The organism is Bacillus cereus group sp. MYBK139-1 (assembly GCF_051916915.1).
GTDB classification, from domain to species: Bacteria; Bacillota; Bacilli; order Bacillales; family Bacillaceae_G; genus Bacillus_A; species Bacillus_A pacificus.
The window spans coordinates 57,379-82,745 of sequence record NZ_JBQAHO010000007.1 but is presented as its reverse complement, the minus strand read 5'-3'; the positions used below and the strand labels follow the sequence as shown (position 1 = coordinate 82,745).

Sequence of the window (25,367 nt, the reverse complement as noted above, 5' to 3'; positions counted from 1 at the left end):
TTTTCTTTTATAACATGATGTTTCTTATGCCATACTGTAAGAAGAAGATAGAATAGGGGTGAAATAATGGCTGTAAATGAAAAGGTAGAATTAGCTACATTTGCTGGAGGGTGCTTCTGGTGTATGGTTTCGCCATTTGAAGAGATGGAAGGCATTATAAAGGTTGTTTCTGGCTATACAGGTGGTCATAAAGAGAATCCAACATATAAAGAAGTATGTTCAGAAACGACGGGACATTATGAGGCAGTACAAATTACATTTGATGCAAATAAAATGCCGTATGAGGAGTTATTAAATATATATTGGAGACAAATTGATCCGACTGATGTAGGTGGGCAATTCCACGATCGCGGACAGTCTTACGAAACAGTGATTTTTTATCATAATGAAGAACAACATAAAAAAGCAGAGGCTTCAAAAGCAGAGCTTGCAAGGAGTGGGCGCTTTTCAAAGCCGATTGCGACAAAAATATTGCCAGCTGCTACGTTTTATCCCGCAGAGGAATATCACCAAGGATATCATAAAAAAAATGAATTCCGCTACGAGTTATACCGTAAAGGCTCAGGGCGAGATGCGTTTATTAAGCAGCATTGGCCAAAGGATAATGCTCATTTAAAGGAAAAACTGAATGAGATGCAATTTTATGTAACACAGGAAAATGGTACAGAACCACCATTTCGAAATGAGTATTGGAATCATAAAGAAGAAGGTCTTTATGTAGATATCGTTTCAGGTGAACCTTTGTTTACTTCTCTAGATAAATTTGATAGTGGATGTGGATGGCCTAGTTTTACGAAGCCAGTTATATCAGCTAGTGTGAAGGAAAAAATGGATGTGAGTCATAATATGACGCGTACAGAAGTGAGAAGTAAGGAAGGAGATTCACATCTCGGGCACGTATTTCCAGATGGTCCAGGACCGAATGGACTTCGCTATTGTATAAATTCAGCAGCTCTTCGATTTATTCCAAAAGAGGAATTAGAAAAAGAAGGCTATGGTGATTTCCTAATCTTGTTTGGAAATAAAAAATAACCTCGCAGTTAGCGAGGTTATTTTTTGGTTATTTTACTTTTTTCTTTTTAAATTTGCTTAATACTTCATAAACGATTGGAACAATAAGAAGTGTTAATAATGTTGAACTTGTTAATCCACCAATTACTGTTACACCAAGTCCTTTAGAAATTAAGCCGCTACCTTCAAATCCTAATGCGAGCGGGATAAGAGCACCGATTGTTGCAATTGCAGTCATTAAAATCGGGCGAAGGCGTGTTGCACCAGCTTCTAATAAAGCTTCACGTGTTGATAGACCTTCATTTTCTTTATGAATAACGCGGTCGATAAGCACGATTGCGTTTGTTACAACGATACCGATTAACATAAGGGCACCGATCATTGCAGAGACACTTAACGTTTCACCAGAGATTAATAAGGCAACAAGAGCTCCAATGATTGTAAATGGTAGCGAGAATAAAATTGCGAATGGTGCAAGAGCACCGCCAAATGTAACGACAAGAACGAAGTATACAATAGCAATCGCAGCTAACATCGCTAAGCCAAGTTGTTTGAATGATTCTTCAATATCTTTTGTAACGCCTCCCATAGAAACATCTACGCCAGAAGGAAGATCCATTTTATCTACTTCTTTTTGAACCGCGGCGGATGCTTTTGAAACGTCATCAGATGTTAGTTTTGCACTTACTTCCGCATAAACACGGCCATCGCGGTGTTTCACTGTATTCGAAGTTTCTCCTTCTTTTACAGTCATCACATCTTTTACAGCCACTTCATTACCAAGTGGCGTTGTAATTTTACGATTTGTTAAGTCATCGATTGTTTCATAATTTTGTTTTTCAGCTTCTACATATACATTGATATCTTTACCGTCTTTTTTAATTGTTGTCAGAACAGGGCGATCATGTTGATTAGAAAGTCCCATTCCAATTTGTGCAGCCGTTAGACCCATTTTACTTAACTTTTCCTGATCTGCGACTAAAGTGTATTCTGCGTATGTTTTTGCAATACTAGAGTCTATATCTTTTAAGTCTTTGTTTTTCTTCATTATGTTTTGAATATCTTTTACGACAGGCTTAATGTCTTCCGAGCTATCTCCGTAAACGTATAACTTGATTTCGTTACTACCGCCACTTGCCCCGAAGTCTTGGTTTTTCCATTCGCCTTTCCCAGACATCTTCTGTAAATCTTTAACGACTTGTTCTTTCTCTTTTTCGAAGTTTTTCGTGTCGTTATCATATTGTACGAAGAACATTGCTTGATTTGATTGACCAGGACTCATTGGGTTTTCGCCACCTAATGAGAATTGAATTGTTTTGACGTCTTTATTATCTTGGAAGTGCTTCTCAGCTTTCGTTGCAATTTTTTCAACGTCTTCTAACGTTTGACCTGGTTCAGGGTTGTATGTTGCAATGATCATTTTTTCTTCTTCAGATGGTAAGAAACTTACACCAATGATTGGCACAAGTGCAAGACTACCAACTAATAGAAGGATAGCGATACTTGATGTAATAATTTTGTGATTTAAAGCCCATGCAAGTATGCGTTTATAAATATTTGCTAATTTACTTGGTTTTTCTTCATGATGTACTTCTTTTTCCCTCATACTCTCTTTCTTAAATAAAGAGTGAGCTAGCATCGGTACGATTGTAACTGCTACTAGCAACGATGCTAATAAAGCGAAGACGATAGTTAAGGCGAATGGTAAGAACATTTCACCAATCATACCTTTTACTAGTCCAAGCGGTAAAAATACAGCAATTGTTACAATGGTAGAAGACATAATCGGAATAAACATTTCTTTCGTAGCTTCACGAATTAAATCTTTCCCGCGTAGTTTCTCTCCTGATAACGACATACGTCGGTAAATATTTTCAATAACAACAATGGAGTCATCCACAACGCGCCCGATAGCGACTGTCATTGCTCCGAGCGTCATAATGTTAAGTGTAATATCCATTTGTTTTATGACTAATACAGCAATTAATAAAGAAAGTGGTATGGAAACGACAGAGATTAATGTTGTTCGGATATTTCGTAGGAACAGCATAATAATAACAATCGCAAAAATAGCACCAAAAATGGCTTTGCTCAGCATTGTTTCTACTGATTTCTCAATAGGTGCACCTTGGTCGAATGTTGAAATAATCTCTAGGTCTTTATATTTTTTCTCAAGTTCTGTTACTTTATCTTTCACTGCATTTACAACATCAACTGTGTTGGCGTCAGCAGCTTTGACAATTTGAATTCCAATTGCTTCTTTTCCATTTGTTCGAGAAATAGATTCTGCTTTTCCGACTTCCTTAATATCAGCAATTTCGTCTAATGTAACTGTCGGAATCCCGTTCATAGCAGCTGGATTCATTTGTGGCATTTGTGCACCAGCTCCAGCAGTTTGACTACCTTGACCGCTTGCTGATGAAGGAACAGCAGGGATTTTTAATTCTTTTAATGCTTTCATTGTTGTAATATTTCCATCTACAACAACTGACTTTTCTGTATCTTTAAATGTATATAAACCAAGTGGTAAAGATACGTCCGATCCCTTAATTACATTTTTTACAGTATCTTCACTTAAACCTAATTCTTTCATCTTATCTTTTTTGAAGACAAGTTGTACTTCATCTACTTGTTGACCTGAAATTTGAACAGATGCGACCCCATCAAGTCCTTTTAATCCTGGAACAACATTTTTTTCTACATTTTCAGTTAAGGTAGCTAAAGATTCATTTTTACTTGCTACGCTTAATGAAATAACAGGGAAGGCATTGAAGTTTACACGTGAAACTTTCGGATCTTTTACGCCCTCTGGCAGTTTCACATTTGTGAGAGCTTCTTTTATTTCTGTTTCAGCTTTTTCCATGTTTTTATCAAAATCATATTCTACCTGAATAGAAGATGCATTTTGAAAAGATGATGAACTAACAACGTTTACACCACTTAAATTTTGCAGTTGCTCTTCCATCGGTTTTGAAATTTTATCAGCTACTTCTTCTGGTGTAGCACCAGGATAAACCGTGGTTACTGTTACAACAGGTGTTGTAATATCAGGAATTGTTTCCAGCTTCATATTCAGCCCAGAATAAATACCTGCAATGGTAACGATAATGGTTAGTAGCCAAACTGCGAACTTATTTTTTAACGAAAAATTAATAATTTTGTTCATGTTTGCGCTCCCTTTGTATTATATTGACCAACTGGTCAGTCTAATACATAATATAACTGACTAATTGGTCAGCCGTCAATGAAAAGGGATGGTATAATACATTCATAATAAGATGCGAGATTAAATTTAGGAGAGACATGATATGAAAGACAAAGAGCGTTTAATTATAGAGATGGCTATGAAGTTATTTGCGACTAAGGGTGTAAATGCGACATCGGTGCAGGAAATTGTGACAGCTTGTGGCATATCTAAGGGAGCCTTTTATTTATACTTTAAATCAAAAGAGGAACTTTTATTAGCGACACTTCGATATTACTATGACAAGATTCAAAACAAAATGATGGAAATTGAAAAAGAGTCGTTATTGCCACGTGAAAAATTTGCAAAACAATTGCATTGCCAGTTTAATGATATACAAAAGCATAAAGAATTTATTATTATGCATGCAAGGGAAAACGCGATTCCTTTTAATAAAGAAGTCGAAGAATTTATGATGCGGATGAAGTTAGAGTCTCACGCATTTTATCGGAATAGTTTACTGTCTATTTATGGTGATAAGGTTATGCCATATTTATTAGATTTAGTCATTATGGTAGAAGGCATATGCCGTGGATATTTAGAACTAATTATTTTACAAGCGCCAGAAATAGACTTATCTTACGTCTCTGCTTTTATTTTGAAAAGAGTGGATCATTTAGTAGATGGATTGGTAGAATCTTCAGAAGAACCTGTGTTACATGAAGAAAAGCTTGGAGAATTTCTTTGTAAATCAGAGCTTATTAAGGAGCAGGTTAAGGAACATTTTTTAAAAGAAATTATTGTGTTTAAACGTACTTTAGCGGATCAATTAGAAGATGAGGAATTGCTTGTTACATTAGATGTTTTGGAGGCAGAAATGAGGATGCAAAATCCAAGAATTCCGGTTATCCAAGGGATGTTGTTTAATTTAGAGGCATATCCAACTTTAAAAGAATTTCGTTTGAGGCTTATGGGCTATTACAATATAAAAAGGTAACAATGATAGTTTTCATTGTTACCTTTTTATTATGCATTCACTTTTTCTTTTTGCAGTGCTGTCTCTTCTTCATCAATGTTAATTGTTTCTTTTACGATATAAATCGGACGGTTTTTACTTTCGTCATAAATACGAGCAATATACTGGCCAACGATTCCAAGACCAAGTAATTGAATACCACTAAAGAATGTAATAGCAACCATAATGGACGCCCAACCTGTTTGCGTGCCATGTCCAAAGACTTTCACAGTAATTGTATATAGTAAGACAATTATAGAAATAAGAACTGATAATAAACCTAAAGACATAACGATGCGTAATGGCTTTGTCGAAAATGCAATAATGCCGTCAGATGCAAATTTAATCATTTTCTTTAATGGATATTTTGTTTCACCAGCAAAGCGCTCATCACGTTCATATTCAACATATGTTTGGCGGAAGCCAACCCAAGACATCATACCGCGGATGAAGCGATTTCGCTCAGTCATTTGATTGAAAACATCAGCTATTTTACGGTCGATGATTCGGAAATCACCAGTATCTTTTGGGATATCGATATCAGACATGTAGTTTAAGAATTTATAGAAATACTTAGCTGTTAAAAGTTTGAACCAAGTTTCACCTTTACGTTGCTTACGTTTTGCATAAACAACTTCATATCCTTCTTCCCATTTTGCAATAAGTTCAGGAATAACTTCAGGTGGATCTTGTAAGTCTGCATCTATAATTACAATAGCATCACCTTTTGCGGCAGCAATACCAGCTGTAACAGCTACTTGGTGACCAAAGTTACGTGCGAAATTAACAATTTTTGTACGGTAATCATTTGCTGCAATCTCAGATAAGATTTCCATTGTGCGATCTGTACTACCGTCGTTTACAAAGACAAATTCGTAATTAATGTTATTTTGAAGCATAACGGACTTTAAACGGTTATAACATTCTTGTGCTACTTCTTCCTCGAAGTACATAGGAACTACAACCGAAATTAATTTTTGCATGTTGCATCCTCCGTATTTTTAATAAGTTGTTCAAATTTAATTAGTCACCTTTTTAGTTTGGTTGAATGTCCAAATTTTATTAAGTACAAAATTTATAACCATTCCGAAACCAATTGCGAAGATCTGTGCAATTAATGCATTAAAGGTAAGTTTATTTACTAATATAAATAAACATAATGTATTAAAAGCATATACAATTAAATTTACAGTTAGAAATTTAAAGAACATTGACGAGCCTTTATTATTAGGTTTAAACACCCAATTTTTATTCCAATAGTAGCTATTGGCAACACCAATTGAATAGGCAATGGTATTCGCAATAAGGTAGTTCATACCGAATTTTAATAATATCCAAAAGCTAATAATTGTAATGAGTGTATTAAAGATCCCTACTAAGCCAAACTTTAAGAGTTTTTCCATAATAATATCCTCATGTTTATAATAATATATAAGTAAAACAAAAAATATAGAAGTGTTATTCATATACAACAAATAAAAATTATACCATATTTTCAAGTTTTAAATGAAATTAATCATAAAAAAATTGCCCTCAAAATGTAAATTATAAGTAAAATTGAGGGCAATTATAAATATTTTGAAAGGTATTTTCTTATTTTCTTTTTATGAGAATTTCTTTTTCGATATTAGACTATAAAAAATATATATTCCGTAGCCTTGAATTATTGTAAAGCTAGGGATAATGAAGTATCGGTACCTTGTTTGGTATTCGATTAAGAAATGAATAGCTACATAACCGATTATTAGTAATAAAAATAGAGTGTAATGTGTTTTATTTTGTTTAGTTAGGATGAGATAAAGGAGTGATAATGTGCTAAATATCATAGCCGCAGTATACATATACTTTTCATATTTTGTAAGATCCTCTTTTAATGACACCATATCCTTATCTGTCTTTTCCAATGTTACTAGGCTCCATAATGGTGCGGAGTCATAATCTGCCCACATGAGTACAAATTTATCCCCAAATAAAGATAAAACCTTCTGTGGATCAGATAGTCGCTCTTGAATTAGCTTTTTTTGGGCCGCAGTTCGTTCTTCGCCAAGTTTAAGGGACATAATATATTCCGCATCTGTACCAGAATAGCTACCTTTTGTTTCATGATTAAATCCTACTGTGAATTTCCAAAGCGGATCGCGATTAGAGAGAGGGTATTGTGTGATTCCGGAATATATAAATGAATAACTTACAATTTGATGTAAAAGGAAAAATACAATCAAAATGCCACCAAGTTTTTTTACAGAAATAAAAATTTCTTTTCTTGATTTTCCTAATATACCTTGTAAAAAGACATATATAGTTATTGCAATTAAGATTATAGCACCAAGTGGACGCATGATGTCTCCTAAAGCTAGGATAGCCCCTATAAAAATCCACGTATACTTATTGCTTAGGCCTTTTGTAATTAATAAATAGAAGCCTAGATAAAATAAAAATACAGCAAGGTGTTGATTTGTTAGTACAGAACTCAATACAATACTCGGGATATAAAATGCATATAGTAATCCAGCTATTCGTCCAGACCACTCATTAAATATATAAGAAGTTATTTTATAAATTAGTAATGTTGTTCCTGTACAATAGATTATATTTAAAAATTTTAAGAGAAACGTCCCTTCACCAAATAACTTAATAATAAAGGCTTGGTACATTGTAAATCCAAGTTGGTAAACCCATGAAGTATAATAAGTATTTTGTGCGAAACTAAAGTCTCCTTTAGCAGCTTGTATAGCGCTATGGTACATCATTGCAAAGTCTGTTTCTACAGGGGTTTGAATATTGAGTACCCAAATTAATCGAATAGAAAAAGCCAAAATGATTAGTGAGATAGAAAATGCCAATTTTGACATATATTTATTAGAAATATAGCCAAAAAGTAAAAATACAAGACCTATTAGAATAAGGACTGGTACTAAAACTAAGAGGCTAGTATCATCATGTTCTTTAATCACTGCTACCGAATGCCATGTGATAGCACCAGAAATGATTAGACATAGTACTAATAAAATTTTCACAAAAAACGTATTAAGTTTGAGAGAGAATGTACTTTCCATTATATTTGAAAACTCCTTATCAAAATTTATTACTGATTCAACTTAACTGCCCTTTGTACGTTAAGTTACAGTATAAAGGGCAGGTTAGATAATTAAGAGTTTTGTTGTGCCCATTCTTCTATGTTCCAAACCTTTGTAATCCAATCTTCATAAAAGTCCGGTTCGTGACATACAAGAAGGATTGTTCCTTTATATGCTTTCATAGCCTTCTTAAGTTCTGCTTTTGCTGTAACATCAAGATGGTTTGTCGGCTCATCAAATAGTAGCCAGTTACTTTCTTCACCCATTAGTTTACATAAACGAACTTTTGCTTGTTCTCCACCACTTAATTGACTTAACGGGCGAGAAATATGTTCATTTTTTAATCCGCATTTTGCTAACATCGCACGAATTTGATGCTGGTCTAAGCCAGGGAATGTATTCCATACATCATCAATTGGTGTTATATTGTCAGCTTTAACCTCTTGCTCAAAGTATGCAGGCTCTAAGAAGTCCCCAAGACTCGTTTTACCGCTTAAAGGTTTAATTTTACCTAAGATTGTTTTTAGTAACGTTGATTTACCAACACCATTACATCCAACGATAGCAATTTTTTCACCGCGTTCAATTGTCATTGATAGCTTTGGTAGTAGCGGATGTGTATATCCAATTTCTACATGTTCACCTTCAAAGACGAAGCGACTACTTGCACGACTTTCTTTAAATGAGAATTCAGGTTTAATTGCTGTTTCCGGGCGATCAATAAGTTCCATGCGATCAAGTTGTTTTTGACGACTCTTTGCACGACCTGTTGTTGAATAACGGGCTTTGTTCTTTGCAATGAAATCTTCTTGCTTTTTGATAAACTCGCGCTGCTTTTCATAAGCGTTTATATGTTGATTTTTATTGATCTCTGCTAGTTCTAGGAATTTTTCATATGTCGCTGTATAGCGTGTCATTTTTGTGAATTCCAGATGGAAAATAACATCAACACATTTGTTCATAAATTCCGTATCATGAGAAATTAATAAGAATGCATGTGGGTATTCTTTTAAATAATTTGTTAACCAATGAATATGTTCAACGTCTAAATAGTTAGTAGGCTCATCAAGTAATAACACTTCTGGTTGTTCAAGTAATAGCTTTGCAAGCAATACTTTTGTACGTTGTCCACCGCTTAGTGCTGAAACATCACGATCTAAACCAATTGCATCAATTCCAAGACCACGTGCAGCCTCTTCAATTTTCATATCTAGTAAATAGAAACCACCTGCTTCAAGTGCATCTTGTATTTCTGCCATTTGCTCAAGAAGTTCTTCTAGCTCTTCTGGTGTAGCAGTTCCCATTTTTTCTGTAACTTCATTTAAAGCTTTTTCCTTTTCGAATAACGGTAAAAATGCATCCGCCAGTACGTCACGAATTGTACGTCCAGGCGTTAAAACAGTATGCTGATCTAAGTAGCCGTAATGTGTGCCCGGTGTCCATTCTACACGACCTTGGTCATGAATAAGTTGACCAGTAATAATATTCATAAATGTTGATTTACCAACGCCGTTTGCACCAACTAATCCAACGTGTTCACCTGCTAGTAATCGCATAGATACATCTTTAAATAATGTACGATCGCCAAATGTATGTCCTAATTTTTCAACTGTTAATAAGCTCATAGTATCCTCCGTCCAACTTGAAATAGTACCTTGAATCATGATACTAAATTCTTTCATATAATGCCATCATTTCAAAATGTATATATTTTCAAAACAAGCTAATGTACGAATGTTTATTGCTCATTTCCCAGACTTTTATGGTCCAAATGCAGAAAACACACTTGTCCATCATACATTAAAAGGAATACTTGCAAATAAAATGTCTAGCTTTGTTGAAGATAAAAAGATTGCCCGTGAATATATTTTTACACCAGCTGGTGCAAAAGCAATAGTTGAATTAGCTTCACATGACGAGGCCTATGGACAAAATTGGAACATATCAGGTTATGGTGCCATTACAGGTGAGGAATTGATTTAACACATACGGGAATTAACGGGATATACCAAACGAATAATAACTGTAAAAAGAGGAATGATCCAGTTCATTGGTCTGTTTGATAAGCAGATGAAAGAATTTGTGGAAATACTATATTTGACGGTAAAACCAGTTGTATTAAGTGGAGAGAAGTACGAGAAATATATTGGGGTTGTACCTAGAAATTCTTATTATGAAGGGGAATTGTATATAAGTAAAAAAACAAGCTTCTATTTACAATTTAGAAGCTTGCCTTGTTATTGTTTATCTACCTAGCTTTTTATTTACAACCCCTAAAATTAATCTACGTATTTGTGGATCAATTGCAAGGCCAATAATGCCATACAATATACCAGTAAGTACTAAAGCTACTAGTGGTGGTAAGCTAATTAGTATGGTGCGGTATATTGCATAACTAATTATAAATGCTAGTGTATTGAATATTATTCCTTTGAATAGCAATGAAAATCCTTTACGAACGAATAATGAAAATCCGATTAATAATGTAATCTCAGTAAGGATAGCAGCTACAGCAGCTCCCATCATTCCAAATTGGCTACCTAATATGATGTAACTTATGATAGCGACAGCTAATCCAATTGCCATAGTTGTTGCACGTTTCCATTGTTGACCAGCTGTTGTTAAATTATCAGCAAGCGGATAGTTGATAGATTGTAAAATGACCATAAAGGCTAAAATTGCAAGGGCATCACCAGCTGGTGCATATTTTTCACCTAATAGAGTTACAATCCAAAAACTTGGATCGGCAATAAACGGGATAGAAATTCCCATCCCTAAGAAAGACATAAGCTTTAATTCGAATTGAGATAGCTTTCTATGTTCATCAATATTATTTTCGTTTCCAAAAGCAAACAATTTTGGATAAAAGGCTGCTGCAATTACACCAGGTATTTGGTAAAGTACAGCAGGTATTTTATAGGCGGCCCCAAAGAATCCAACTTGTGCTTTCGTTGAAACTTTTTCTAAGATAATAGGACCTAACTGCGGTAAAAGCATAATGATAACGCCATTGACTGTGAAAATAAGTAATTGATCTAAAATGCCTTTATTCCAACCCTTATGAATTGTTGTATAGCGGATTGTCATTATAAAGGCAATGACTCCTGTTACAAGGCTAGATATTCCGTACATAGCAGCAACCATCATAAGTGACCATTTAAATGACATCCCTAGCAGAAGAGCGGCTGCGGCCGTCACACCTTGTAGTACAGAAATAATCGCCGTGAATTGCATACGCTCTGTTACTTGGAAATAGGCCATCCCGACCCCTTGTAAAGTAGCTCCAAACATAGTTGGTAGTACGACCCAATATACCATGGCACGTAAGTAAGCATCAGTGTAGAAGAACTGAGCGAAAATGGCGAAGAGCACAGAAATTACGATAGCTAATACTAAACGAATTCGTAAATAACTGCTTATTAATACGCTAATGTTAGCGTTGCTTCTTGTTCCTTCACGCATAAACGTATGTGTCAAACCTGCATCCGTAAAATAGCAAATGACAGCGGAAACTGCTAATGCAACTGTAAACATCCCGTACTCATCTGGTGAAACATATCTTGCAAAGAGAATTGTTGCAATAGCCAGTACAAAACGAACAGTAATGTTTCCTACAAAGAGGTAGGATGCATTTTTTAGAATTTTATTTGTTTTCATGAGAAAAGACCTTTCTATTCTTTAGGACCCGGTTAGCTTGTCCTATTTGTAATTTTGATTTGTTCACAGAAAGAGAGTATCGTTATATTTTCAGTTTAAGAAAACAGAAATTTAATTCGTACAAACCAAAGCATTGCATATAGTTTTTTACTACGCTTTCCATTCTTTGAATAGATTTTACGGCAATATTTCTTTATATCTTTTTTGATTAATTGAACTTGTGATTTATCTAATTGAGAGTTTTCTTTAATATATATACAAGAGTTATTGATGACTGTATAAGGAAATAAATAAGTCTCAAGAATCTCAATAAGTGACTGAGGGTCTTTTGTAATGAAATCTTGAGATTTATTATGTATCCAGTCTTTCATACGATTGAATACTTCCAGCTCTTTTGCCGTTTTTAATTCATAATCTTTATATTTAGAAGAAAGATTTCCTTCTGATAAGATTCTGTAATATGTTAAGTATTCATCGACATAACATACATTTGTCACACTCATAAGTTTAAATAAAAACTCCAAGTCTTCGCCCCAACTACATCCTGGTGTAAAACGAATGTTATGATCTATTACGATAGATCTTTTGAAAATCCAAGTACTTGTTTGAGCAACAACTTGATGCGTTAGGAATGCTTTTGTCATATCACCTTTAATAAAGTTTGTTGTATGTTCAACCTTCTCGCCTGTTTCTTCGTAGAAATTCATATAACCACAATAGCACGCGTCCATTTCGTTTTTATGCATACTTTCGACTTGCTTCTCAATTTTAGTTGGATGCCATAAGTCATCGCTATCAAGGAAAGCGACATATTCTCCGCTAGCATTTTCCATACCTGTATTACGGGCTACTGAAACGCCTTGGTTTTTTTGATGAACGTATTTTACTTGCCCTGGGTATTTTTCAGCAAGATTTTTTACGATAGAAGGTGACTGATCTTTACTCCCATCATCTACAATTACAATTTCGATGTTTTTATATGTTTGATCTAATATTGATTGCATCGTTTCTTCAATATATTTTTCCGTGTTATACAGAGGTATGACAACAGAAACAAGTTGTTTTTGTTCCATCATAGAATTTTTATCTCCTCAAGTTTTTTATGTCTTGCACCATATATACAAGCCTTTTGAAAGGAAGAAGATTACAAGAACATCTGTATAATTTTAACGCATATAAACTTTGTAAATCAACTTTCTATTAAAAAGGTGGTGGCTTATGGTTAATTCTCGTATTTCAAACGGCTTTAATATGTTTATTGCATATAAATTCTTATTTATACTATTTTTACTTAGTTAGTAAGTAGGATATATTTATCGTAACGATTGTGAAGGGGAATAAATGATTATTGAGAATAAAAAACCTCTTAATTTTTGAAATAAATTAAGAGGTTTTTTTATATTGGCTTTGAACTATTAGGTTAGTCTTTGTCTGGCTCAGTCGCATGTAATTTTTGCTTTAGTAACGCATAATCTTGCGTTAATGTTACAAGTTGATGATGTTGTTTAGAAATTTTTCTTGTTAGGTCAAAAATTAAGATGAAACAGAATAATAATCCAAATAAAAATAAAATGGAAGGGGGATATTCTACTTTTAATAGTTTTCCAATCCAGTTTATAATTTTATCGGTAGAACTTAAAATAGCCATTGCAATACAAACAAAAATCCACAAAACAGCATATTTCGTTTCTAAAGTTCCGCGACGAATAGAATTAATAATTAATAATAATAATAATAAAATAAAGATGAATGAAAAGGTAATTATAGGCATTTATTATCAACCTTTCACGATTTTTTGCATCAATATAGCAAGGCTTACCTTAATCATGTAATATGCAGATTTAAAAGGTGTGATAGAAGATTGTCCACCTTGTCGCTCTTGCATATTTACAGATATTTCATTAATGCGAAGTTTTTTCTTTTTTAAATGAATAAGAACTTCTGGTTCTGGATAATCTTTTGGATAATTGTGTGCAAAAATTGTAATTACTTCTCGATTGATAGCACGATATCCAGAAGTTGGATCCATAAATGTTTGTTTTGTTAGTACTTTCAATAGGGCAGTAAAATAAAAAATACCGATTCTTCTGGAAATACTACCTTTATATGCTGTTTTTTCTGTAAAACGTGACCCTAGTACCATATCGCATTCATCTTCAGCGATAGGCTTTATAATTTTATATAAATCATCTGGGTTATGTTGTCCATCAGCATCGAACTGAATCGCAATATCATATCCATTCTCATATGCGTATTTATATCCAGTTTGTACAGCTGAGCCAATACCTAGATTATAGGGTAAATTCACAAGGTGAACAGGAAATTCTTTTACGATTTGAGCTGTTTTATCGTGTGATCCATCATTAATAACGCAAATGCTTAATCCAGTAAAATGCTGTTTTAGTTTTAATAATCTTGTTAATGTATCTGCAATTGCTTCTTCCTCGTTATACGCTGGAATAATAATTAACGTTTTTGGTATTGAAATTGGTACTTCAATAGTCATTACCGCACCATCCCTTATATACTTAATCATATTATGGTTATTTTTAAACGAACTTTATTTAATATACCATTAACAGTATAACAAAATAAAGGAAAAGCTGGTGCATGATTTAAGAGAACAGATTGAGAATAAAAGGATAAGAGAGAATATTTTGTATAAAAAATACATGCAAGGAAGAAAGAACCTATGCATGTATATGGAAGAGTATCGTATTAAATATTCCAAGGTTTATTTAAAGTTAAAACCTCAGCCATTTCTTTACTTTTTAAACGTCCTTTTTTTCTATTTTCCGCGCGTTCTGAACCGGTTGTGTGTAACCAATGTTCTTCCTCAGTTTCAGGAAGTACTTGTGGTACGGACGAAGGTTTTCCATCTTTTATTGCCACAAATGTAATGAAGCAAGTGGCGGCAATTCTACGCTCGCCTGCTAATAAATTTTCAGCGATTACTTTTACGAAAACTTCCATTGAAGATTTCCCTGTATAACATACAAATGCTTCATAACAAACAGAATCAGCTTGGTGAATTGGAGTTAAAAAATCAACTGAATCAATAGATGCTGTTACGCAATGTTTACGACTATGTCTTGCAGCCGCAATTGAAGCAATACTATCAATTTCTGCTAATAATTTCCCTCCAAACAGTGTTTGGTGATTATTTAAATCGTTAGGAAAAACACGTGTTGTTTTAATTGCTTTTGATTCTCGCATGAATTTCTTTTCCATATATTCAGCCCCTATAGTCTGTTTTCAATCAGAATAATATGTGTAAGTGGATTACTCATATTAGATATTTAATAAAGTAAAGCGTATTCCAAAAGAGGATTATTTAAACTTCTGTATTTGTATTCATGTAACTGAAAGAAAATTTATTTTATCTAAAATGTAGTGTAAAAGAGGATTCGCTTACATTGCAAGTAAAAAGTAATGACTATGTATTTGTCATAGAAATTCCCTATCAGCCGTGTACCCATTCATGATAGAATCGTTTTGTTATGAATGGAAATAGAGGTGCAATGGACATATGAATCATATACAAACAAATTTTTCATCTTTCTTCAATAAAATTACGATTGGTGCGATGCTCGCATTTTTTGTTTATAGTTGTTGGACAGCATTTGAGACAAGTAAGCAATTTTTTGGAGGAAGTACAACAAGTGTAACAATCATATTGGCAATTTTCGTCATACTCATTTTGTTAGTGGCATCAATTCTACAATATCGTTTTACAGACAAACAATTTCTTATTTTTCTTATAAGTATATCTATAGTTGTGAGGCTTAGTATGCTGTTATTTGTAGACACTCCAATAATTGGTGATATGAAAGTGATGTATGAGTCTGCAAAGGAGATTGCAATTGGTAATAATATAGGGACTGTAACTCATTTGCCGTTTATTATATATGAGTCAGTAATTATTCGTATATTTGGTGATACATTATTTGCTTTACAACTATTTAATGTGTTATTTTGCGCAGGAACTGCATTTTTTATTTATCGTATTGCGGCAATGGTTTTTGGAGAAGAATGCGGTCGTATTGCTTCCACATTTTATGCTCTGTATATTCCAAATATATTCATGAGTTCCGTATTAACTCCTGAGTCACTTGCAATATTTTTATTTTATTTTGCTTGCTACATACTTTTATATAAAGGATTAGATCATCCTTATATGTGGGTGTTTTCAGCGGTTTTATTTGCATGTAGTAATATGATTTTCCCAATGGGATTATTTATTCCTATTTTTATCACGATATATGTATTATTAATTGAAGTGTTTCAATCAGCAACGAAACAAAAAGTGTTACTAAAGACGATAGGGATACTTATTCTGTTTTATAGTGCTCATTTTAGTGTGAATTATGGAATTAAGACAATGGGACTGTCACAATATACGATTACGAATGAGACGTATGTTCAATCTATCTTAATTGGAAAAACGCAACGTGAGGAAAAAGTATCGAAAAATCAAAGTGTAACAGAGCATATTGATCAAAAGTTAAAAGAGATTGAGGGAGAAAGATTTAAACTTTTAGAACCGGTGATAAATCAGTTTTCAGATGAGGGAATAAATTCTATTCTTTTTAAATGTGAAAAACTGATATATATAGCGGTAACATTGTTTATGACTATCGCTCTATTACACTTCCTTATTAAGAAACAACAAAACGAGGGATATATGTTGTTCTTATTGTTAATTAGCGGATACGTATTGTTAAAGCTCTTCCAAGTCGATATGGCATATTATAATCTTATTGTGCCAGCATTGTTTATTTTGCAAAGCTTTGGTGTTTATATGAGTTATGTATATTGTCAAAAAATATTCTTTAGAAAATAAAAAGAATCCAATTTGGATTCTTTTTTTGGATGGAAGATGAATACTAAGAGCTAGTAGAGATAAAGAATCTCTACTGACATAATCGCTCTATCGGTTCAGTTCTAGTTGTAAACTATCAGCTGTTAGAGCCATTTTTGAGGAATCGTCTTGAATTCCTTTCATTACTTGTGAAATGGTTTCTAACTCATTTTCAATTTTTTTATTCTGTTCTTTTGAGTTAGACATGTCTTTTACGATTTCTTGGAAGTATTGATCCGTTGCAGACATACTATCAGTTCCTTCAGATACGAGAGAGCTAATTTGTTTCACGGAAGAAGAGACACGAACAATCTGTTCATTTGTTTTTTCAACGAGCTTTGTAACGTTAAATATAGATTCTTTCGTTTGCTCTGATAACTTTCTAATTTCTCCAGCTACAACAGAAAAGCCTTTGCCAAATTCCCCAGCGCGCGCAGATTCAATTGCAGCGTTTAGTGCGAGTAAATTTGTTTGCTCGGCAATTGATTTTACAATATCTATAATTTCGTTAATTTTGTTAGAAATATCGAGAAGTTCATGTGTATCTGTAATAATCGTTTCCATGTTCGTTTGAATGTATTCCATTCGTTTATTTTGCTCATTTAATTGTTCTTTACCTTTATTTGCTTTTTCTTCTGATGTTGTAGCTAATGACGTACCTGTTTTAGCGATTTCTACAATCGTTTCAGATTTAGCGGTTAACTGCTGAATAGAAGCGCTTGTTTTTTCAGATACAGATGCTAGTTCTGTTGCAATATGCGTAATGGTCATAGCTGTTATTTCTTTTTCTTTTTCAAGTTCTTTTTGCATTCTTTCATATTCAGATTCATAAGACGCAATAACGAGTTCTTGTTCAAGAGTAAGTAATTTATTTATTACGTTTATAGAATAAGAAAAATCGTCAATTGTTGTAATTTTCGTTTTTAAAATCTTCATGATAGAGCGGAATAATTCTTGATAAGCGGCAGTATACCATTTTCTATGTAACCCAATTTGTACATGTCTTTTTGCAATTCTAACACGTTGTTCAATAAAGTCTTCATGCATATCTCCGCTAAATAATTCTTTTATATGTGTTTTTAAAGTTTGCTTTAGTTTTGGAATAGAGCTATAACGTTCGATAATCGTAATTAAATTAGGCTGTTGTGTAATATTGGAATAGAATTTTTCAGTAATCCAATCAATTTCTTCATAAATAAAAGGTTGTAGTACCTTTACGATTTGTAAATCTTCTTTTGAAATATGTAGCATATCCATTTGAATTTTCAGTTCAGAATTAGTAGGAACGTTAAAAGTGATTTGTTGATTCTTACTTAATTCAAGTATACTTACGTTTGTTGTATTGTTATGTTTTTTAAAAACCCCAAGCATCGTTCTTCCCCCTGTTTGTAAAGCGTTTTCATTTTTTGGTTCTAATATAATTATATATATTTATATGCAATTACTCTATATTAGTGTGTAGAATAGTATATAAATTAAGAGAATTCCATATAGAATTCTCTTAATGACCTTTATTAATTTTAGCATGTGTTTTAAAGAAAACTGGGAAATGTACATTATATATGACAGTGACAACACGAATAATGAATGTTACTAATAAACAAACATAGAAAGCCAATACGTGTGCCCCCATTGCATATGTGATTAGGAAACTAATTGCCCCTAAAATAGAAGCGATGGCGTAAATTTCTTTTCGGAATACGTAGGGGATATCTTGAGCGCAAATGTCACGCAAAATACCGCCTCCAATACCTGTAATGACTCCCATTGAAACAACTAAAAATGAGGCGTCAACATGATGTGACATTGCCGCATTTGCACCAATAGCTGTAAAAACGCCTAAGCCAACAGCATCAGAAAGCATAATAACAACTTGAAGTTTATTGATACGCTCAAAAAACATACAAGTAAATAATGCTGATAATACGCTTACGAAAAAGTAAATGGGTTTAACAAATGCGACGGGAGGCAGGTTACCGATCATAATATCACGAATAATACCGCCGCCGAGCGCAGTAGCTACAGCTAAACAAAGGACACCGAATAAATCTAAATCTTTTTTTAAACCAACTAATGTACCAGAAATGGCAGCGGCGATAATGCCAAGAAACGTAAATATATCGATTAATAACATGGCCTTAATCCCTTCCTCTTAAAGATGTTCCAGAGAAAAAATATACACTAAAGTATTGGAAATAACAATTACTTTTCGCTACATGTAGAAAAACGGATAAAATACATAAAGAAAGCGTTTGAAAATGTTTGAAAAATAGCTATAAAGTAATTTGAAGAAGATATGAAAAGATTAATTTTACATTTTTTTGGTGTTACCTAGTTGGTAAAATGTTACAATGTTAGGTATGTTGTTTACATCTGTATAAAATGATAAAAAAATATGTATATACTGACAAAAATAAGGGGATGGTTGTTAGATAGCTTTTGTAAAAATAGGGAGTATAGCGAAAGGACAGTAATTTCTATTACTGATTAATACTTGTCCTGGCTAGTTTTAGCTGGAAAAATAGTTCTCGATTTGAATATGAGTTATGTTATAATTGCTAGGTGTGTTTGAATGATAAAAAATTATGATTAAAAGATAATGTTAAGATTTTGTATGGAGGTCTTGGAATGTTAGCAAATCAAGCTAGGGTTAGATTTGAGCGGTTTTTGCTCTTTTTTATTATTTTACAGCCTGTTTTAGATTTATTAACGTCTCTTAGCATCACTTTATTAAAGTCAAGTGCTACCGTTGGAATTTTAGTAAGATTCCTTATTATGGCTGTTGGTGGTATTTACATTTTAATTCAGGCAAAAGAGAAGGAAAATAGAAAGTTTTTAATTTATCTTATATTATTAGCCGGAGTTTTAGGGGTAGGATTTATTAATAACAAACTAGTTAAGGATCCTATTGTACTTGGTGAAGAAGTTAAATTCGTTGCGAAAGCATTATATATATATATCATGCTGGGGTCATATATTTTAGCTTTAAAATCATTGAAAAAGAAAGTTAATATTAGTGATAAGGTTCGAAATAGTATTGTATATTCTACATTAATCATTAACGCAATTATGGTTATTTCTATTTCAACATCTACTGACTTTGGTAGTTATGAATGGATGAAGGTAGGTTCTCGAGGTTGGTTCTATGCAGGGAATGAACTAGGTTCAATCTTAGCTATTATTTTCCCTATTGTGGTACTATATTCTATTCAAAAGACAAAGAGCTGGAAACACGTTTTATATTGGATTCCATCGCTTTTAATGATTTACTCATTAATTCAGGTCGGTACGAAAGTAGGAATGGGCTCAATTGGTGCTACGTTAGCGGCAGCAATCGGGATCATTGTACTACAATTATTATTTGATAGAAAAAATCCGAACAAAAAATCCCTTGCGCTTAATGCAGTAATTGCTATTGTCCTATTAGCTGGTGTAGTTGGAACGTTTAAACAAACGCCATTAGCACAAAATATGGGCATTCACAATAACTATTTATCAGAGCAAAATGTGGCACAGCAAGGTCAAAAAGAAAAAGAAATTAAAGAGAAGCTGAAAAAAGAGCAAGAACTTAAAGCAAAAGAAGAAACTCATCATAAAGGTGAAAAGCCAGAAGAAAAGGCAAAGATAGAAGAGGAAGTTAAGAAAGAGCTTGAGAAAGAGCAAAAGAAAGAAAATCAAGAAAATCTTATTTTCAGCGGACGTCAAGTATATGAAGAAAGACATAAGCAGTTCTTTAAAGAAGCGCCAACGTCACAAAAGTTATTAGGAATGGGTTATGCAGGTAATTTTAAATATAATGAACAAAAGCAGCCAGATCCAAAGCTAATTGAAATGGACTTTCATGATTGGTTTTATGACTTTGGGATTATTGGTTTTGCATTACTAATGATTCCATTTATTTATTACGGCTTAAGAATCCTATTAGTATTTATTACAAGGTTTAAAGAGATATTTAATATAAAATATGGAATGATTGCAGCAAGCTTATTGTTAGCATTAGGTATTGCTTATATTGCAGGACATATTTTAACAGCACCAGGAGTTGGGATCTACTTTGTAGTGGTGTTAGCTTATCTAATTGTAGACTTAGAAATTGAATGATTAAAATAAAAGCTAACTTTTGTTAGCTTTTATTTTTTAGTACAGTAAAATAAAGATAGATGGAAATGTGGCGAGGATTTAAAGGAGGAAAAAATATGAGGATATTGCATATGAATGCAGGAGCAGAAGATGGGGGAGGGAAAACACATATTATTTCACTTCTCGATCAGTTTCCAACTGGTGAAGTAGAATTAGCGGTATTTGAAGATGGAATTGTTGCGAAAGAAGCAAGAGAGTTAGGGATAAAAGTCCATGTGTTTTCACAAAAATCCCGCTATGATTTATCTATTTTAAAGAATATAAGCGAATTCATTAATAATGAAAAATTTGATATAGTTCATACGCATGGTCCTAGGGCTAATTTCTATGTTTCTTTAATGAAAAAGAGAATAACGGCAAAATGGGTAACGACTATTCATAGTGATCCATTTGAAGACTTTACTAAACAAGGCTTAAAAGGTTGGGTTTTTACGAAATTAAATTTGAAATCCTTAAAAAATGTAGATTTATTTTTTGTTGTAACAAATAGATTAAAGAAAAGTTTAGCTGCTTTAGGTATTTCTAATGAAAAGATGCATGTTATTTATAATGGAATTGAATACGATAAGGAAAAAGCAGAAGGTTATAATAAAAAAGAAATGTTCAATATTGATGAAGATGTATTTACGGCAATCCAAGTAGCACGATTGCATCCTGTGAAAGGACATGAAGTTCTATTTGATGCGTTACAACGAACAAAATTAGAGAAAATTAAAGTATTGTTAGTTGGCGATGGCCCGTTAGAAGAAAATCTAAAGTCATTGGCTACTGAAAAAGGGATTAATAATAAAGTTGAGTTTTTAGGGCATCGTCAAGATGTAAAACAATTATTTGCGTCGTCACATGTGAATTTATTAACCTCCCATAGTGAAGGGTTCCCACTAGTTTTATTAGAAGCGGCAAATCAACGCGTACCATCAATTGTGACTAGGGCTGGAGAAATTGAACCATTAATTGTAGATGAAACGTACGGATGGATTGTGCCAACAGATGATGGAAGGGCATTAGCATTAGCTTTAGAAGAAGCGTATGATAAGTGGAAAACTGGAGAATTAGCAGCAATGGGGAAACATATTTATGAGCATGCTATTATGAACTTCTCACTTCAAAAACTATATGAAGATACAAAGGAAACATATAAGCAATTAATAGCGAAAAACTTGTAATGATAGAGAGGATAGTTAACTATGGCAGTACAAACAGTTGATATTCTAGGCGTTCCTTTTTCTACAATGACAATGGATGAAACGGTCCAATATTTAAAAGAACAACTAGAAGTGGAGCGAACACATACTTTTCAGGTAGTAACAGCAAATCCTGAAATTGTTATGTGTGCAAAAAAGGATGAAGCATTCCATCAAACATTATTAAATGCAGATTTAATTACACCTGATGGTATTGGAGTCGTAAAAGCAAGTGGTATGTTAGGTACACCTGTAAAGGAACGTGTAGCAGGTTTTGATTTAATGTGTAATTTACTTGCGGCGTTATCAGAAGACAGTAAACCAGTATCAGTTTTCTTATTAGGTGCAAAACCACATGTTGTACAAGCTGCAGCAGATCATTTAACGAAGACGTATTCAGCTGTATCTATTGTGGGTATACAAGATGGGTATTTTAAACAAGAAGAAGAAGAGAATATTGTTTCTCGTATTCAAAAGGCAAAACCAGACTTATTGCTTGTTGCACTTGGTTTCCCGAGACAAGAGAACTTTATCCAAACGAATAAGCATCGTTTAGAAACGAAAATGGCTGTTGGAGTAGGCGGAAGTTTAGATGTATGGGCTGGAGAGGTAAAACGTGCACCAAAATGGATTCAAGCGATTCATTTAGAGTGGTTTTATAGATTGTGTAGCAATCCAACGCGTTGGCGTCGTCAGTTAGTATTAGCGGAATTTTTAAAAGAAGTCATGCGTTCAAAAAAGTAGCGTTCTATCGCTACTTTTTTATTTGTCCATTTTTAATAAAGTGAGTTTTTATTCATCTACTACCGATTGCGGGCACTCACTAATCGGGTGTTTAATGGTCATGTTTTTTTAATCTATCCGCCTTTGCTTCAGCTGAATTTTGAGGTGAGGGGTTTTACTGCCCTCAAATAGTCGGATAAGTATTTTACTTTTTGGGAATGATGAAGGAGAATTTTTTACACGAAAGTATTTTACTTATACAATTCACACATGTAAAATGATGTGTAAAGACAGCTGTGTAAGGAGGACTTCTTGTGGGCAAGGTGAAAGAAATTTCGAAGCGAAAGCTACTTGGTATAGCGGGGCTTGGATGGTTATTTGATGCAATGGATGTTGGAATGCTTTCATTTGTAATGGTAGCGCTGCAAAAAGATTGGGGATTAAGTACCCAAGAAATGGGCTGGATAGGCAGCATTAATTCAATTGGTATGGCGGTCGGGGCGCTCGTTTTTGGAATACTATCAGATAAAATAGGGCGGAAATCAGTCTTTATTATTACATTATTATTATTTTCTATCGGTAGTGGTTTAACGGCTTTAACGACGACACTTGCTATGTTCCTTGTTTTACGATTTCTAATTGGTATGGGGCTTGGTGGAGAACTTCCAGTTGCTTCTACATTAGTATCGGAGAGTGTTGAAGCACATGAACGTGGCAAAATAGTTGTGCTATTAGAAAGTTTTTGGGCAGGTGGATGGCTAATCGCAGCTCTTATCTCGTATTTTGTTATACCGAAATATGGTTGGGAAGTTGCGATGATATTGAGTGCGGTTCCAGCGCTATATGCTTTATATTTAAGATGGAATTTACCGGATTCTCCAAGATTCCAAAAGGTTGAAAAAAGGCCATCCGTTATCGAAAATATAAAGTCAGTTTGGTCTGGGGAATATCGTAAGGCAACAATTATGTTATGGATTTTATGGTTTTCTGTTGTCTTCTCCTATTATGGCATGTTCCTTTGGTTACCTAGTGTAATGGTATTAAAAGGATTTAGTTTAATAAAAAGTTTCCAATACGTACTTATTATGACGTTAGCTCAATTGCCAGGTTATTTCACAGCTGCTTGGTTTATTGAACGTCTTGGTCGTAAGTTTGTTTTGGTTACGTATTTAATTGGTACAGCTTGCAGTGCTTACTTATTTGGAGTGGCAGAGTCATTAACGGTATTAATCGTAGCAGGCATGTTACTATCATTCTTTAATTTAGGTGCTTGGGGTGCATTATATGCCTATACACCTGAACAATACCCAACGGTTATTCGTGGTACAGGTGCAGGGATGGCGGCAGCATTCGGTCGTATTGGTGGTATTCTTGGACCGCTATTAGTAGGATATTTAGTTGCTTCACAGGCTTCGCTATCACTAATATTTACGATTTTCTGTGGATCAATTTTAATAGGCGTATTTGCTGTAATTATACTTGGGCAAGAAACGAAACAACGAGAATTAGTATAAGGTAAAACTTTAATCGGTAAGTGATCTCATAATTGGCCCGTACCAATTATGTTTTAGAGTAGTAAAACTAAGAGCTCATGTTTTCTCATTCAGTGGGTTTTACTGCCTACAAATAACGGAATAAAAGGGCAGAGGGAACCATGATGGTTCCCTTTTTTCTGTTTTTTTAGATAAATAATGGTATAGTAAGAAAAAGGGAATGTTCCTTATAAAAGCGAATGTATACAACAGGACATACGGACAAAAGAATTAGGTGGTTGAAGAAATGAAAATTTTACTGATCATGGAAGATGCAGAAGAGCGAAGAAGTTTAGCTGAAAAATTTACTGAAAATATAAGGAATGTAGAATGTTTTGAAGCAAATACAGGAACAGAATCCTTATTTATGATGAAGAAGCATACACCAGATTTTGTTTTTTTAAATTCAAAATTACTAGATGGAACGGGTTTTGAATATGCGAGTTTATTACGGGAAGTAAATTGTTATACGAAATTTATTTTTATGGGTGAAGATATAGAAGAGTCCATTACAGCATTTCGTTTTCAAGCAGTTTATTATTTACTACGCCCATTTCGCGAGGAAGATTTGCAATTCCTTTTATATAGAATGGCTAAAGAGCAAGGTGAGAAAGCAAAGAGCTATTTGCGTAAACTACCGATAGAAGGTCAAGAGGGGATTCGGTATATTTTCCCTGAAGATATTGTATATGTAAGCAAAAATAAGGAAAACAAAACAGTTTCAATTTATACAACAAATAATCAGTATATTTCAACATATACACTCCAGGAGCTAGAAAATAAGCTAAATGCATATGATTTTTTACGTGTGCATAAAAGTTATTTAATTAATATGTCATATGTACAAGAGTTAAAGCCTTACTATAATGGAACATATAATCTGTATTTAGATAAATATGATGAGCAACCGATTCCAGTAAGTCGTAATTATGTGAAACGACTTCGAAATAAAATTGAATTATAGCAGATAATGCGAATTTTTT

At 33.6% G+C, this 25,367-nt stretch carries 20 protein-coding genes and 3 pseudogenes; 10 read left to right on the top strand and 13 right to left on the bottom strand.

What is annotated here, in order from left to right:
• Positions 1–66: 66 nt before the first annotated feature.
• Both msrA and msrB read left to right on the top strand, forming a co-directional pair.
• Positions 67–534: pseudogene (gene msrA, locus ACTFRS_RS25140) on the top strand (peptide-methionine (S)-S-oxide reductase MsrA); the annotation flags it as partial.
• Positions 535–579: 45 nt separating this feature from the next.
• Entirely contained in the window at positions 580–1,032 is a 453-nt protein-coding gene (gene msrB, locus ACTFRS_RS25135) for a peptide-methionine (R)-S-oxide reductase MsrB (RefSeq protein ID WP_313897259.1), read from the top strand.
• A 28-nt stretch (positions 1,033–1,060) separates the two neighbouring features.
• Here msrB and ACTFRS_RS25130 read toward each other — a convergent pair whose 3' ends face one another.
• Positions 1,061–4,177 carry an efflux RND transporter permease subunit gene (locus ACTFRS_RS25130; protein WP_139868592.1) on the bottom strand — a complete coding sequence of 1,039 codons (3,117 nt, stop codon included), beginning with the start codon at positions 4,175–4,177 and terminating at the stop codon, positions 1,061–1,063.
• 142 nt (positions 4,178–4,319) lie between these two features.
• On the opposite strand from ACTFRS_RS25130, the gene ACTFRS_RS25125 reads away from it, so the two are divergent.
• Positions 4,320–5,192: a TetR/AcrR family transcriptional regulator gene (locus ACTFRS_RS25125; protein ID WP_139868590.1), complete on the top strand. Its 873-nt coding sequence runs from the start codon at positions 4,320–4,322 to the stop codon at positions 5,190–5,192.
• A gap of 29 nt (positions 5,193–5,221) precedes the next feature.
• Here ACTFRS_RS25125 and ACTFRS_RS25120 read toward each other — a convergent pair whose 3' ends face one another.
• The 4 genes from ACTFRS_RS25120 to abc-f all read right to left on the bottom strand — a co-directional run bounded on the left by ACTFRS_RS25120 (position 5,222) and on the right by abc-f (position 9,969).
• On the bottom strand, positions 5,222–6,193 hold the full coding sequence (locus ACTFRS_RS25120; RefSeq protein ID WP_001170717.1) for a glycosyltransferase family 2 protein: 972 nt from the start codon (positions 6,191–6,193) through the stop codon (positions 5,222–5,224).
• Between the two features lie 36 nt (positions 6,194–6,229).
• Entirely contained in the window at positions 6,230–6,613 is a 384-nt protein-coding gene (locus ACTFRS_RS25115; protein WP_000413286.1) for a GtrA family protein, read from the bottom strand.
• 201 nt (positions 6,614–6,814) lie between these two features.
• Positions 6,815–8,266, bottom strand: coding sequence for an ArnT family glycosyltransferase (locus ACTFRS_RS25110; protein WP_139868588.1), 1,452 nt, complete (start codon positions 8,264–8,266; stop codon positions 6,815–6,817).
• Positions 8,267–8,358: 92 nt separating this feature from the next.
• On the bottom strand, positions 8,359–9,969 hold the full coding sequence (gene abc-f / locus ACTFRS_RS25105) for a ribosomal protection-like ABC-F family protein (RefSeq protein WP_440025307.1): 1,611 nt from the start codon (positions 9,967–9,969) through the stop codon (positions 8,359–8,361).
• Between the two features lie 31 nt (positions 9,970–10,000).
• Here abc-f and ACTFRS_RS25100 point away from each other — a divergent pair.
• Positions 10,001–10,543, top strand: a pseudogene (locus ACTFRS_RS25100) (short chain dehydrogenase); the annotation flags it as partial.
• Here ACTFRS_RS25100 and ACTFRS_RS25095 read toward each other — a convergent pair.
• The 5 genes from ACTFRS_RS25095 to ACTFRS_RS25075 form a co-directional block, all read right to left on the bottom strand.
• Positions 10,532–11,944, bottom strand: a complete 1,413-nt coding sequence (locus ACTFRS_RS25095; protein ID WP_440025309.1) for an oligosaccharide flippase family protein — start codon at positions 11,942–11,944, stop codon at positions 10,532–10,534. The pseudogene ACTFRS_RS25100 and the gene ACTFRS_RS25095 sit on opposite strands and share 12 nt — an antisense overlap.
• Before the next feature lie 95 nt (positions 11,945–12,039).
• Positions 12,040–13,020, bottom strand: a complete 981-nt coding sequence (locus ACTFRS_RS25090) for a glycosyltransferase family 2 protein (protein WP_000970533.1) — start codon at positions 13,018–13,020, stop codon at positions 12,040–12,042.
• A gap of 344 nt (positions 13,021–13,364) precedes the next feature.
• Entirely contained in the window at positions 13,365–13,715 is a 351-nt protein-coding gene (locus ACTFRS_RS25085; RefSeq protein WP_001121772.1) for a DUF2304 domain-containing protein, read from the bottom strand.
• 6 nt (positions 13,716–13,721) lie between these two features.
• The gene (locus ACTFRS_RS25080; protein ID WP_000151538.1) at positions 13,722–14,450 is read right to left on the bottom strand and encodes a glycosyltransferase family 2 protein; all 729 of its coding nucleotides are present in this window, start codon (positions 14,448–14,450) and stop codon (positions 13,722–13,724) included.
• Positions 14,451–14,662: 212 nt separating this feature from the next.
• Positions 14,663–15,175 carry an acyl-CoA thioesterase gene (locus tag ACTFRS_RS25075; protein ID WP_000412121.1) on the bottom strand — a complete coding sequence of 171 codons (513 nt, stop codon included), beginning with the start codon at positions 15,173–15,175 and terminating at the stop codon, positions 14,663–14,665.
• 298 nt (positions 15,176–15,473) lie between these two features.
• Between ACTFRS_RS25075 and ACTFRS_RS25070 the strand changes: the two genes are divergently transcribed.
• On the top strand, positions 15,474–16,787 hold the full coding sequence (locus tag ACTFRS_RS25070) for an ArnT family glycosyltransferase (RefSeq protein WP_440025313.1): 1,314 nt from the start codon (positions 15,474–15,476) through the stop codon (positions 16,785–16,787).
• Positions 16,788–16,874: 87 nt separating this feature from the next.
• Here ACTFRS_RS25070 and ACTFRS_RS25065 read toward each other — a convergent pair whose 3' ends face one another.
• The 3 genes and pseudogenes from ACTFRS_RS25065 to ACTFRS_RS25055 all read right to left on the bottom strand — a co-directional run bounded on the left by ACTFRS_RS25065 (position 16,875) and on the right by ACTFRS_RS25055 (position 18,939).
• Positions 16,875–17,681, bottom strand: a complete 807-nt coding sequence (locus ACTFRS_RS25065; protein ID WP_369805093.1) for a methyl-accepting chemotaxis protein — start codon at positions 17,679–17,681, stop codon at positions 16,875–16,877.
• Positions 17,679–18,056: pseudogene (locus ACTFRS_RS25060) on the bottom strand (protoglobin family protein); the annotation flags it as partial. The pseudogene ACTFRS_RS25060 and the gene ACTFRS_RS25065, both read right to left, overlap by 3 nt.
• Positions 18,057–18,306: 250 nt before the next feature.
• Positions 18,307–18,939, bottom strand: coding sequence for a trimeric intracellular cation channel family protein (locus ACTFRS_RS25055; protein WP_000924376.1), 633 nt, complete (start codon positions 18,937–18,939; stop codon positions 18,307–18,309).
• A gap of 494 nt (positions 18,940–19,433) precedes the next feature.
• Between ACTFRS_RS25055 and ACTFRS_RS25050 the strand changes: the two genes are divergently transcribed.
• From ACTFRS_RS25050 to ACTFRS_RS25030, 5 genes are all read left to right on the top strand, one after another.
• Positions 19,434–20,906 (top strand): O-antigen ligase family protein, encoded by a 1,473-nt coding sequence (locus ACTFRS_RS25050; RefSeq protein WP_139868580.1) that lies wholly within the window; start codon positions 19,434–19,436, stop codon positions 20,904–20,906.
• A gap of 95 nt (positions 20,907–21,001) precedes the next feature.
• Positions 21,002–22,111, top strand: coding sequence for a glycosyltransferase family 4 protein (locus ACTFRS_RS25045; protein WP_242293754.1), 1,110 nt, complete (start codon positions 21,002–21,004; stop codon positions 22,109–22,111).
• Positions 22,112–22,132: 21 nt separating this feature from the next.
• On the top strand, positions 22,133–22,873 hold the full coding sequence (locus ACTFRS_RS25040) for a WecB/TagA/CpsF family glycosyltransferase (protein WP_139868578.1): 741 nt from the start codon (positions 22,133–22,135) through the stop codon (positions 22,871–22,873).
• A 293-nt stretch (positions 22,874–23,166) separates the two neighbouring features.
• Positions 23,167–24,366, top strand: coding sequence for an MFS transporter (locus tag ACTFRS_RS25035; protein ID WP_087955226.1), 1,200 nt, complete (start codon positions 23,167–23,169; stop codon positions 24,364–24,366).
• Between the two features lie 265 nt (positions 24,367–24,631).
• Positions 24,632–25,348, top strand: coding sequence for a LytR/AlgR family response regulator transcription factor (locus tag ACTFRS_RS25030; RefSeq protein WP_000698249.1), 717 nt, complete (start codon positions 24,632–24,634; stop codon positions 25,346–25,348).
• The last annotated feature ends 19 nt before the right edge of the window (positions 25,349–25,367 follow it).

Bases quoted from the DNA above. Each gene is read 5' to 3' on its own strand.
- ACTFRS_RS25130 (WP_139868592.1), bottom strand. From the start codon at position 4,177: ATGAACAAAATTATTAATTTTTCGTTAAAAAATAAGTTCGCAGTTTGG.
- ACTFRS_RS25125 (WP_139868590.1), top strand. From the start codon at position 4,320: ATGAAAGACAAAGAGCGTTTAATTATAGAGATGGCTATGAAGTTATTT.
- ACTFRS_RS25120 (WP_001170717.1), bottom strand. From the start codon at position 6,193: ATGCAAAAATTAATTTCGGTTGTAGTTCCTATGTACTTCGAGGAAGAA.
- ACTFRS_RS25115 (WP_000413286.1), bottom strand. From the start codon at position 6,613: ATGGAAAAACTCTTAAAGTTTGGCTTAGTAGGGATCTTTAATACACTC.
- ACTFRS_RS25110 (WP_139868588.1), bottom strand. From the start codon at position 8,266: ATGGAAAGTACATTCTCTCTCAAACTTAATACGTTTTTTGTGAAAATT.
- abc-f (WP_440025307.1), bottom strand. From the start codon at position 9,969: ATGAAAGAATTTAGTATCATGATTCAAGGTACTATTTCAAGTTGGACG.
- ACTFRS_RS25095 (WP_440025309.1), bottom strand. From the start codon at position 11,944: ATGAAAACAAATAAAATTCTAAAAAATGCATCCTACCTCTTTGTAGGA.
- ACTFRS_RS25090 (WP_000970533.1), bottom strand. From the start codon at position 13,020: ATGATGGAACAAAAACAACTTGTTTCTGTTGTCATACCTCTGTATAAC.
- ACTFRS_RS25085 (WP_001121772.1), bottom strand. From the start codon at position 13,715: ATGCCTATAATTACCTTTTCATTCATCTTTATTTTATTATTATTATTA.
- ACTFRS_RS25080 (WP_000151538.1), bottom strand. From the start codon at position 14,450: ATGACTATTGAAGTACCAATTTCAATACCAAAAACGTTAATTATTATT.
- ACTFRS_RS25075 (WP_000412121.1), bottom strand. From the start codon at position 15,175: ATGGAAAAGAAATTCATGCGAGAATCAAAAGCAATTAAAACAACACGT.
- ACTFRS_RS25070 (WP_440025313.1), top strand. From the start codon at position 15,474: ATGAATCATATACAAACAAATTTTTCATCTTTCTTCAATAAAATTACG.
- ACTFRS_RS25055 (WP_000924376.1), bottom strand. From the start codon at position 18,939: ATGTTATTAATCGATATATTTACGTTTCTTGGCATTATCGCCGCTGCC.
- ACTFRS_RS25050 (WP_139868580.1), top strand. From the start codon at position 19,434: ATGTTAGCAAATCAAGCTAGGGTTAGATTTGAGCGGTTTTTGCTCTTT.
- ACTFRS_RS25045 (WP_242293754.1), top strand. From the start codon at position 21,002: ATGAGGATATTGCATATGAATGCAGGAGCAGAAGATGGGGGAGGGAAA.
- ACTFRS_RS25040 (WP_139868578.1), top strand. From the start codon at position 22,133: ATGGCAGTACAAACAGTTGATATTCTAGGCGTTCCTTTTTCTACAATG.
- ACTFRS_RS25030 (WP_000698249.1), top strand. From the start codon at position 24,632: ATGAAAATTTTACTGATCATGGAAGATGCAGAAGAGCGAAGAAGTTTA.